Below are 10656 nucleotides of genomic sequence, written 5' to 3'. Positions count from 1 at the left end.
GCCGCTCTCTTCCGAAGAAGATCGCTCAACTTGCATGTGTTAGGCACGCCGCCAGCGTTCATCCTGAGCCAGGATCAAACTCTCAAAATAAAGTTACACTTTATGTCGCAATGTCCATTCGCTTCGCTCATGTCAATTGCTCAAAATAAAGTTTCCTGCTCAAACTAATCATTATCGAATATCTGGCTTGGTTTGTTGCTTTTAATTCGTGTGAATTAAAGTTTATTATTTAACCTACTGTTTAATTTTCAAAGTTCATTTGCTTAAGTCAGCTTAATTAGTTTAACAAAATTTTATTTTTTTGTCAAGAACTTTTTTAAAGTTTTTTTCATTTAAAACTTTAAAACTCTTAAACTTCTCAAGCTCTCGTCCTTTTCTCTCAAGGACAAGTAATACTATACCACCAAAAAAAACTTTCGTCAATACTTTTTTTATTTTATTTTTATTATTTGTATATTCTCGTAAGATATACCTAAATAAATCTATTAAAAACCCCTATAATTCATCATAGATTTTATAAAAAATATATTTCTATAAAATCTATGAAATAAAATTATTATCTTCAATTAGTATGCCTATAATAGTAAATTTTTATAACAATAAATTTTATAAAGATAATAATTGTTTTATCCTAGGTACATCAAATCCTAAAACATAATCATTATCTATTTTCATAACTGGTACAGATAAAAAGCCTTCTTTTATAAGTTCTTTTCTATATTTTTCACTCTTTGATATATTATATTCAGTATATTCTATATTATTTTTTTTCAAGAACTCTTTCAATTTTACACAATTCGGACAAGTATCACTTGTGTACATTTCTATTTTCTTCAATACGCTTCAACTCCCTATTTCCTATATTTTACTTTATTTTCAGTTTTACATATTATAAAATTAATATGTATTATAAATTATAAAAATATAATTAATAGTACATAATTTATAAAAATAAAGCAATATAATCATAATAATTAGGAGGTTATTTGTAATGTCGAAAAAGGTACTAATTATGTCCGCCTCTACAGGTGGGGGGCATAATAGAGCAGCCCACGCAATAAAAGACGAACTAGAAAAAAAATCAATCGATGGAGAATATATCGATTGCGAAATTGTAGATAGTTTAAAAATGATAAACACAGCAACAGATAAAATCATCTCTAGTGGTTATGAAAAATCAGCTAAATACACACCTAAAGCTTGGGGTGGTATGTACAAAATATCTGATGCTAATATAATGGCAAAAAATGAGTTTAAAGGCAATTTATTTAATACTCTTATGTGTTCAAAGCTAAAAAAATTATTGAAGGATTCCAAACCTGACTTAATCATAGGAACTCATCCATTTCCTATGATAGCTCTAAGCACTTTAAAGAAAAAATATCCTGACAACAATATTTTTAGTAGCTTTTACATTCCGCCTCTTATATCAGTTTTAACTGATTACACAGCTCATTCAACATATATCCAAGATGAAATTGATTATTATATCGCTGGAGACGAATATGTAAGAGAGGTTTTAATCTCAGAGGGCATAGACGATAAAAAGATAAAGGTATATGGCATCCCTGTTGAAAAATCATTTTTAGAGCATAGAGACAAAAGTGTTGTGCTTGAAGAATTAGGACTTATTCCTGATAAATTTACTGTATTAGTAATGGGTGGTAGCTTTGGAGCTGGAAATATAAAAGATACCTTAAAGGAATTAATATCTATAGACAGAGATTTTCAAATACTTGTAATCGCAGGAAGAAATGAAAGCTTAAAAGAAAAATTAGAAAAATCAATTGATAAACATGCATTTGATAAAAATATATCTGTGCTTGGTTTTACTAAAAAAATGAACGATATATTATCATCTGTTGATATAATGATTTCAAAACCAGGTGGCTTGACAACTACTGAATGTTTAATAAAGGAATTACCGATGATCATTCCTTATTACATCCCTGGACCAGAAGAAGAAAACCTAGACTTTTTATCAAATTGTGGTGCTGCTATAAGAACTTCTAAAAAATTCACTCTTTCTGTATTACTAAAAGTTCTTATAGACAATCCATCTAGAATAGAATTAATTAAAAACAACATAAAAGCTATAAAAAAACAAAACACAGCTGAAGATATAGCAAACTTGGTAATTGATATAATCGGTTAATCTTATCAATATAACATATAACCAAAAGTACATAATTCAATAAGTAATTAATAAAGCCAACTCTAATGAGTTGGCTGATTTTACAATATCGTCTTTTAATTTTAATATGGCTCATAAAAATCTTCTTCATAATCATACTGATAATTCTTGTAGTTATTTCTGAAAGAGCTATTTCTATTGTCCTTTACTACATGTTTTTTTCTTTTAGTTGTACTTTTTGATTTGTCTCTTTTTTTAGATTCAATTTTTCTCTGTCTTTTTTCTTTATTAACAGTATACTCCTCAAAATCCATAGTTGTTTTCATTTTACACCTCTATTTAAATTTATTAATAAGATTATACAACAATGTTTTTAACGATTCAATTAAGTAAATTAAAAAAATCAGCGCAAAATAAAACATATTATTCCACGCTGATTTCCTATATTTATTAAAAATTTTTATTATATTTCTCTTCTTCCTTCCAAGGCTTTAGATATAGTAACTTCATCGGCATATTCTAAATCTCCTCCTACAGGTAACCCATGAGCTATTCTAGTGACTTTAATTCCCATAGGCTTTATAAGTCTAGCTATATACATAGCTGTAGCTTCTCCCTCTATAGTTGGATTAGTAGCCATTATTATTTCCTTAACCTCTTGATTGCCTAATCTTTGGATTAATTCCTTTATGTTTATCATATCCGGTCCCACACCATCCATAGGTGAAATTACACCGTTTAAAACATGGTATTGTCCCTTAAATTCTTTTATTTTTTCCATAGCCGCTACATCTCTAGGATCTTCTACTACACATATTACGCTTGGATCTCTGTTTGGATTAGAACACATACTGCAAGGGTCCTTATCTGTTATATTACAACATATGGAACAGTATTTGACTTTTCTTTTCGCATCTAAAATCGCCTTTGATAGAGCTTCTACATCATTCGTATTCATATTAATAATATGAAAAGCCAATCTTTGAGCCGTTTTTTTACCTACTCCTGGAAGCTTTGAAAATTCTTCAATAAGCCTACTTATAGGCTCTGTATAATATTGCATCATTATCACCTACTAAAATAATCCTGGTATATTCATTCCCCCAGTCATTTTACTCATTTGAGATGATTGAGCATCGTCAACTTTTCTTAAAGCTTCGTTTACAGCACTTATTACTAAATCTTGTAACATTTCTATATCATCTGGGTCAACAACTTCTGGTTTCATATTTATGTCTAAAAGCTCTTTTTTACCATTAACTTTAACAGTTACAGCTCCTCCTCCTACAGATACTTCAAACTCTTTAGCTTCTAATTCTTGTTGCATTTTTTGCATATTATCTTGCATTTTTTGAGCTTGCTTTAAAAGTTGATTCATATTTCCTGGCATCATTCCTCCGCCAAATCCTTTTTTAGCCATTTATCTTTCCTCCTTAAAAAATTTTTCATTGTATCATAATATAATTATTATCATTTATTTCAGCTTTTTTCAATACTATCTTTTACTTCTAATATATCCTCGCTTACTATATCTTTTAATATCTTTTCACCTTTATCCTCTTTTTTTATCTCAGTATTTAAATTTACTACTTGAGATTTTAAAGCTATTTTTACATTGAAGCTTCTATTCAATACTTCTCTTATTACTTTTTCCACGTATTGTATAGTTTTAGGTGAATCCAATCTAGATTTAGCAAAGGAATAATTGTCCGTAAAAATTATATATAGAGTGTCCTCTGATACATTAAAGCTATCTACATCTTGAAGTAAGGCTCTAGTTACCTGCTCCTTATCTTCTTTCATCTTTTGTAATATATTTTTCCATGATTTTTGAATTAATTTAACATCATCATTTTTTATATTTTCATATTCTATATTTTCTTCTGATTGAATTTCTTGTATATTTTTGTCGATTTGATCATTTTTATCAAAGTTATCCACTGATTGATTTGTGGATATGTGATTAACTTTTATATTTCCTGATTCAATTTTCTTTTCTAAGTTCTCTATTCTCTTAATTAGAGCTTCTTTACTTTCATCAAACATAGGTTGAACTATTTTTATCATAGTCACTTCCATAAGAACCCTTGGATTTGATGAAGTTTTCATAGCATCTTGTGTTTCTGATAATATATTTAAAATTCTTATCAAGTTGTTTGTATCTATTGTATTTGCCTGTTTTTTGAGTAAATCTATAGTTTCCTCTGGCAGTGATATAATATCATCTAGGTCATTTGAAATTTTGCAAACCATTAAATTTCTGAAATGATCTATTAAATCGTTTACTAAATTTCTTACATCCTTACCCCAAACGATAAAATCATTTAGGATTTGAAGTGATTTTTTTGTATTTTCTTTTATTATTGAGTCTGCCAAATCAAATAATTGTTCTATATTTACACTTCCTAAAAGCTCAATTACATCGTTATAGCTTATAGTATGCCCTTGAAATGATATACATTGGTCTAATATACTAAGTGCATCTCTAAGTGCACCTTGTGAATTTCTAGCTATTAAATTTAATGCTTTATCGTCAGCTTCTATTCCTTCTTTTTCACATATATATTTCATTCTAGAGGAAATATCTTTGACTGTAACTCTTTTAAAATCAAATCGTTGACATCTAGACAGTATTGTTGCAGGAATTTTATGCGGTTCTGTAGTGGCCAATATAAATATAACATATGACGGTGGCTCTTCTAATGTCTTTAAAAGCGCATTAAATGCTCCTTGTGATAGCATATGAACCTCATCGATTATATATACTTTATATTTAGATTTAGAAGGAGAATACTTTACATTTTCTCTTAATTCTCTTATATCGTCTACACTGTTATTTGAAGCAGCATCTATTTCAACTACATCCATAGTTTTATCTTCTAAAATTTCTCTACAGCTTTCACATTCATTACAAGGTTCATTATCATGTAGATCAGTACAATTTACAGCCCTAGAAAATATCTTTGCTGTAGATGTTTTACCTGTACCTCTTGTACCACAAAATAAATATGCATGCCCTACATTTTGGCTTTCTATTTGATTTTTTAAAGTTCTAACTATATGCTCTTGACCTACTATATCATTAAAACTCTTAGGTCTATATACTCTATATAACGCCTTATGCACATTTATCTCCCCTTTATTTTAAATATAGTTTTTCCTCTAAATATAATTTAGACAATTTCTTTAATTATTATATCATTAAATTGATAAAAAAACTTTATTTAAACAATTCTATAGCTTATATGAAAAAAATTTTGCAAAATAAAAATCCCTGTCAAAAGGGATCTTGTTTTATATATTAAAATGCTGTACACCATCTATTGACTATGCTTCACAGACGTTACCGAAGTAGTTAGCTCAACTTAGGCACTCCCACGTCACATGCAGTAACCACTTACTGCTGCTTCCTTCCGGATCTGACAGGGTTCATGGGCTTACATTGCATAGGACCTAAGCGTCAACACCACTTGCTTCGGGCAGCTCCACAAAGCAGTAGCCTCTAGATGGAATTCAATCCTGCTATAGCGGATTGCAGGTTACAGGGCACCGCTACTTCCCCATCTAGTACAGCAAAGTTGTAACCGATATTATGCTTTCTTGGCGGAGAGAGTGGGATTCGAACCCACGATACGGTTTTGACTCGCATACTAGCTTTCCAGGCCAGCGTCTTCGTCCTCTCGACCATCTCTCCAATTTATTTTTTTCTTAGGTCTTTAAAAAATCTTTGCAGAATGATCGAACACTCTTCTTCCATAATTCCAAACTCTACATTTACACGACTATCTTTAAAGTACTCCATCTTAAATGTATGTTGTTTTTCTATATTAGCATTTTTAATATGTTTAGTTCCAATAATTATATTTTTTATTCTGGAATTAACAATAGCTCCACTACACATAATACAAGGCTCCATTGTCACATATAGATCACAATTCATCAATCTCCAGCCTCCTAATGTCTCAGCTGCATCCTTTATAGCTAGCATCTCTGCATGAGCTGTGCTATCCTTTAAGGTTTCAGTTAAATTATGACCTCTACCTATAATCTGATCGTCTTTGACCACTACTGCACCTATAGGAGTTTCACCTTTATCATATGCTTTTTTAGCTTCTTCTATCGCTTCATTCATAAAAAATAATTTATCCATCATACCTCCTAAACATATAACATATTAATATTAACATAACTTTTTTTATAATTCAACTTATTTTTTATTTCAAATTTTTACTTTATGCGACTTTTTTTATCAAATTGTTATAATTTACTTAAAAATATAAAAGGACCTATTAAACACAGGTCCCCTTTGTCTATCTCAATTATTCAAATAAAATATTTTTTGCCCTTAATTCCTGCTTTATTTCCTCCAATACTTCTACATCAGAAACCTCAATTGTATGAATGTGATACTCTGGTGATAAGATAGATAATTGTTTAAATTCATTTCTCGATACTTTTTCCATAAATTTCTTTAAATCCCTATTTGTAGCCACATTTAAATCAGCCCTTACTATTCCATAAGTAGGGTGTTTTACTATAACATCTTTTGCTTTTCCACCTAAATCAATTATAGTTTTTAATTCCTCAAAAATTTCATCATTTGATTTGTGATTTTTACACATTATCTCAAACTCTCTTTTTATTAGCGAATTTAAAATCATATATCCAGTAGACGTTGCTAAAATTTCAACACCAGATGCTCTCAAAAGTGCTATGTCTTTTACAATAACTTGTCTACTTACATCAAGTTTTGCTGATAATACACTCCCCTTTACAGGTTCATCAGCATTTTTAAGAATCTCCAATAACTTTTCTCTTCTTTCATTTGGGTTCATTTTGCACCTTCTTCTCATTCTATTATTTTCTTTTTTCACTATCTTTTATTTATTCTATATACTTTCATAACAAAAAGCAATCGTTAACTTTTTGATAATAGCTCGATATATGTATAATTACAAATTAAAAAATTAACGATTAGTTTTTTATTGAATAGTAAATTATAAGATGCTATAATTGTTGTCACAGGTGTATTTACACCTGTAAATACATTTTTAAAAAAAGGGGTAAATTATGACAAATCAATTATCTGAAAAGATATTAAAATTAAAAAAAGAAAAAAACGCTATAATATTAGCGCATCTATATCAAATTCCTGAAGTACAAGAAATTGCTGATTATGTAGGAGATTCTTACTACTTAAGCAAAGTAGCTCGTGATGCCAAAGAAGATTTAATAATATTCTGCGGTGTTAAATTCATGGCTGAAAGTGCAAAAGTTTTATCTCCAAATAAAACAGTTATATTGCCAGCTCCAAGTGCAGGGTGTCCTATGGCAGATATGGCTGAAGTTGAAGATGTAAAAGAAAAAATAAAAGAATATCCAGATGCATTTAAAGTTTGCTACATAAATTCATCTTACGAAGTTAAAGCTCTTTGTGATGCTTCTGTTACATCATCTAGTGCTTTAGAAATAATGAAAAATATACCTAATAAACAAATACTATTTTTACCTGATAGAAATTTAGGTGGATACATAGCTGAATTCTTCCCAGAAAAAGAATTTATACAATGGAAGGGATTCTGTCCTACTCATGAAAGAGTATCTGCAGAAGATGTAACAAAATTAAAAGAAGAACATCCAAATGTAAAAGTTTTATCTCATCCTGAATGTTCTAAAGAAGTTAGAAATTTAAGTGATTATATCGGTAGTACTAGTGGCATAATCAAATTTGCGACTGAATGTGAAGACAAAGAATTCATAATTTGTACAGAACAAGGTGTACTACATCAACTTAATAAAAATAATCCAGATAAAAAATTCTACTTCCCAGAAATGATGATCTGTCCTAACATGAAGAAAACTTCTTTGCAAGATGTTTACGACGCATTAACTGGTAAAAGAGAAGAAATCATTCTAGACGAAGAAACTAGTAAAAAAGCTTTAACCGCTCTAGAAAATATGCATAAATTGGGGAAATAGTTATGGAAAATAAGAATGTTGATGTTTTAATAATTGGGTCAGGAGTTTCTGGTTTATACAGTGCTCTTAATTTAGATAGTAATTTAGATGTTTTAGTAGTTTCAAAAGGAAAAATAGACTGTACTAATACTGCTCTAGCCCAAGGTGGTATTTCAGTTGCTAGAACCAAAGAAGATATACCAGACTTCATAGAAGATACTCTTAAGGCTGGACAATATAAAAATGATTTAGACGCTGTAAAGATTCTAACTTCTGAATCTATAGAAAATGTAGAAGAATTAGTTTCTTTAGGTTTGAAACTTGACTTAGATGAAAATGGAGATTGGGACTACACAAAAGAAGGTGCTCACTGTGTAAACAGAATAGTACATACTAACGATCACACAGGTGAAGATGTAGAAAAAACACTTGTAAAAAACGTACTTACTAGAAAAAATATAACTGTTTACGAAGATACTTTCTTTGTAGATATAATTGAAGATGATAATAAATGTATAGGAGCTATCCTATTAAAAGACAATAAACAAATAAATGTTTTTGCTAAATATGTAATCCTAGCTTGTGGTGGAATCGGAGGACTTTATAAAAATTCTACTAGTCAAAGAATTTTAAAAGGCGATGGTTTAGCTACAGCTATAAGACATAATGTAGAGCTTAAAGATATTAATTATATACAAATACATCCTACTGCTTTTTACGATGAAACAGAAGACGAAAGAAGATTTCTTATATCTGAATCAGTAAGAGGTGAAGGTGGAATACTTAGAAATGTAAATGGCGAAAGATTTGTAAATGAATTATTACCAAGAGATGTCGTTTCAGCTGCCGTATTTGAACAAATGAAAAAGACAAATACACCTTATGTTTTATTAGATATCAGCTTCCTAGATCCTGATTATATAAAAAATAGATTTTCTTTAATCTATCAAAACTGTCTTGAAAAAGGAACTGATATAACAAAAGAACCTGTAAAGGTATCTCCTGCCCAACATTACTTTATGGGCGGTATAAAAGTAGATACTAACAGTCAAACATCTTTAAATCGCCTTTTCGCAGTCGGTGAAACTAGCTGTACAGGAATACACGGTGCTAACAGACTAGCTAGCAACTCTTTATTAGAAGGATTAGTATTCTCTAAGAGAGCTGCAAATATTATAAATAATTCAATCAATAATACAGAATTAATCACAAAACCTGTTAACACTGTGGATAAAACAATAGAACAAATTGCAGAGGAAAACAAAAAATTAGTTGTAGAAGCTATTAAAGAAAAGGGTGGTATAATAGATGATTAATTTTTTAATTGTAGATAAAATAATAAAAGATGCCCTTGTTGAAGACATTCCAAACGAGGATATAACTACTAATTCAATAATATCAGAGGATAGTATATCTTCAGTTGATCTTCTTTGTAAGGAAGAAGGTATCATAGCTGGATTAGAAGTATATGCAAGAGTTTTCCACATATTAGGTGGTGTAACTGTGGATTTGTTGAAAAAAGATGGGGATAAAGTATATCCAAAAGAAAAAATTGCTGAACTTAAAGGCAGTACTAGAAATATACTTATGGGAGAAAGAGTTGCTTTAAACATCCTTCAAAGAATGAGTGGAATAGCGACTTTAACTAATAAATTCGTAAAACAAATAGAACATACCGACGCAAAATTATTAGATACTAGAAAAACAACTCCTAATTTAAAAATATTAGAAAAATACGCTGTAAAAGTCGGCGGTGGAAATAATCATAGATTTAATCTATCTGATGGTGTAATGCTTAAGGACAACCATATCGACGCAGCTGGCGGAATAACTAATGCCGTTAACCTAGCTAGAAAAAATTCTTCATTTGTAAGAAAAATAGAAGTAGAAACAGAAACACTAGATATGGTGCAAGAAGCCTTAGACGTAAAAGCAGATATAATAATGCTAGATAATATGGACTTAGACACAGCTAAAAAGGCCGTTTCTATAATAGGAGACAAGGCTGAAATTGAGTTTTCTGGAAATGTTTCATTAGAAACAATAAAATCTATAGCTGAAATAGGTGTAGATTTTATATCAGTAGGCGCTTTAACTCATTCAGCTAAAATATTAGATTTAAGTATGAAAAACCTAAAACCTTTAAACTAACAAGCTCCATAAAATATTAAAATTAAAAAAGTCTACATTTTGAAGTTTTTAATTAATTATCAAAATGTAGACTTTTTATATCTATACATAATTCCCAAGCCTTAAATAATTTCAAAACATAAAAAAAGATTACGTGGCTACGTCCTACTCTCCCAGGCGGTCACCCACCAAGTACCATCGGCGCTAAAGAGCTTAACTTCTGTGTTCGGAATGGGAACAGGTGTATCCTCTTTGCTATAATAACCACATAATCTTTATTATACTAAATCTATATAAATTTAATACTTTCAAAACTGAAAACATTTAATGAATGCCATTATTCATTTGGTCAAGTCCTCGATCTATTAGTATCAGTAAGCTAAATACATTACTGCACTTACACCTCTGACCTATCAACCAGGTAGTCTTCCTGG

The 10656-nt window shown here is 29.9% G+C and carries 11 protein-coding genes, 1 tRNA gene, 3 rRNA genes and 1 other RNA gene; 4 read left to right on the top strand and 12 right to left on the bottom strand.

Annotated elements, in window-relative coordinates:
- Both SPD90_RS04730 and SPD90_RS04725 read right to left on the bottom strand, forming a co-directional pair.
- A 16S ribosomal RNA gene (locus SPD90_RS04730) occupies window positions 1-90 on the bottom strand; the annotation flags it as partial.
- A 516-nt stretch (window positions 91-606) separates the two neighbouring features.
- Window positions 607-837 (bottom strand): glutaredoxin family protein, encoded by a 231-nt coding sequence (locus tag SPD90_RS04725; protein ID WP_320626899.1) that lies wholly within the window; start codon window positions 835-837, stop codon window positions 607-609.
- A 154-nt stretch (window positions 838-991) separates the two neighbouring features.
- On the opposite strand from SPD90_RS04725, the gene SPD90_RS04720 reads away from it, so the two are divergent.
- A complete protein-coding gene (locus SPD90_RS04720) occupies window positions 992-2155 on the top strand; it encodes an MGDG synthase family glycosyltransferase (RefSeq protein WP_320626900.1) in 1164 nt (387 codons plus the stop codon).
- Window positions 2156-2256: 101 nt separating this feature from the next.
- On the opposite strand, the gene SPD90_RS04715 is transcribed toward SPD90_RS04720, so the two are convergent.
- The 8 genes from SPD90_RS04715 to SPD90_RS04680 all read right to left on the bottom strand — a co-directional run bounded on the left by SPD90_RS04715 (window position 2257) and on the right by SPD90_RS04680 (window position 6969).
- Complete coding sequence (locus SPD90_RS04715; RefSeq protein WP_320626901.1) at window positions 2257-2460, bottom strand: hypothetical protein; 204 nt, start codon at window positions 2458-2460, stop codon at window positions 2257-2259.
- Between the two features lie 137 nt (window positions 2461-2597).
- Window positions 2598-3197, bottom strand: a complete 600-nt coding sequence (gene recR, locus SPD90_RS04710) for a recombination mediator RecR (protein WP_320626902.1) — start codon at window positions 3195-3197, stop codon at window positions 2598-2600.
- A gap of 12 nt (window positions 3198-3209) precedes the next feature.
- Complete coding sequence (locus tag SPD90_RS04705; RefSeq protein WP_320624630.1) at window positions 3210-3554, bottom strand: YbaB/EbfC family nucleoid-associated protein; 345 nt, start codon at window positions 3552-3554, stop codon at window positions 3210-3212.
- Between the two features lie 59 nt (window positions 3555-3613).
- Window positions 3614-5260: a DNA polymerase III subunit gamma/tau gene (gene dnaX / locus SPD90_RS04700; RefSeq protein WP_320924461.1), complete on the bottom strand. Its 1647-nt coding sequence runs from the start codon at window positions 5258-5260 to the stop codon at window positions 3614-3616.
- A 183-nt stretch (window positions 5261-5443) separates the two neighbouring features.
- Window positions 5444-5707: signal recognition particle sRNA large type (ffs, locus tag SPD90_RS04695), an RNA gene on the bottom strand.
- Between the two features lie 28 nt (window positions 5708-5735).
- A tRNA-Ser gene (locus SPD90_RS04690) sits at window positions 5736-5828 on the bottom strand.
- A gap of 3 nt (window positions 5829-5831) precedes the next feature.
- Window positions 5832-6284: a nucleoside deaminase gene (locus SPD90_RS04685; protein WP_320624628.1), complete on the bottom strand. Its 453-nt coding sequence runs from the start codon at window positions 6282-6284 to the stop codon at window positions 5832-5834.
- A gap of 169 nt (window positions 6285-6453) precedes the next feature.
- A complete protein-coding gene (locus SPD90_RS04680) occupies window positions 6454-6969 on the bottom strand; it encodes a transcription repressor NadR (RefSeq protein WP_320924460.1) in 516 nt (171 codons plus the stop codon).
- Window positions 6970-7204: 235 nt separating this feature from the next.
- Here SPD90_RS04680 and nadA point away from each other — a divergent pair, with 235 nt between their 5' ends.
- From nadA to nadC, 3 genes are read left to right on the top strand one after another with little or no spacing between them, the layout of a single operon-like run.
- Window positions 7205-8113 (top strand): quinolinate synthase NadA, encoded by a 909-nt coding sequence (gene nadA / locus SPD90_RS04675; protein ID WP_320924459.1) that lies wholly within the window; start codon window positions 7205-7207, stop codon window positions 8111-8113.
- A gap of 2 nt (window positions 8114-8115) precedes the next feature.
- A complete protein-coding gene (locus tag SPD90_RS04670) occupies window positions 8116-9408 on the top strand; it encodes an L-aspartate oxidase (RefSeq protein ID WP_320623861.1) in 1293 nt (430 codons plus the stop codon).
- Window positions 9401-10243, top strand: a complete 843-nt coding sequence (gene nadC, locus SPD90_RS04665) for a carboxylating nicotinate-nucleotide diphosphorylase (protein WP_320924458.1) — start codon at window positions 9401-9403, stop codon at window positions 10241-10243. The genes SPD90_RS04670 and nadC overlap by 8 nt, the downstream gene beginning before the upstream one ends.
- Before the next feature lie 131 nt (window positions 10244-10374).
- Here nadC and rrf read toward each other — a convergent pair.
- Both rrf and SPD90_RS04655 read right to left on the bottom strand, forming a co-directional pair.
- Window positions 10375-10491, bottom strand: a 5S ribosomal RNA gene (rrf, locus tag SPD90_RS04660).
- Window positions 10492-10567: 76 nt separating this feature from the next.
- Window positions 10568-10656 (bottom strand): 23S ribosomal RNA (locus SPD90_RS04655); the annotation flags it as partial.

The sequence above is a fragment of the Intestinibacter sp. genome, from assembly GCF_034113885.1.
Classification (GTDB): domain Bacteria; phylum Bacillota; class Clostridia; order Peptostreptococcales; family Peptostreptococcaceae; genus Intestinibacter.
Note: the sequence above shows the minus strand (reverse complement) of the source record. Positions and strands in the feature narration are given on the sequence as shown.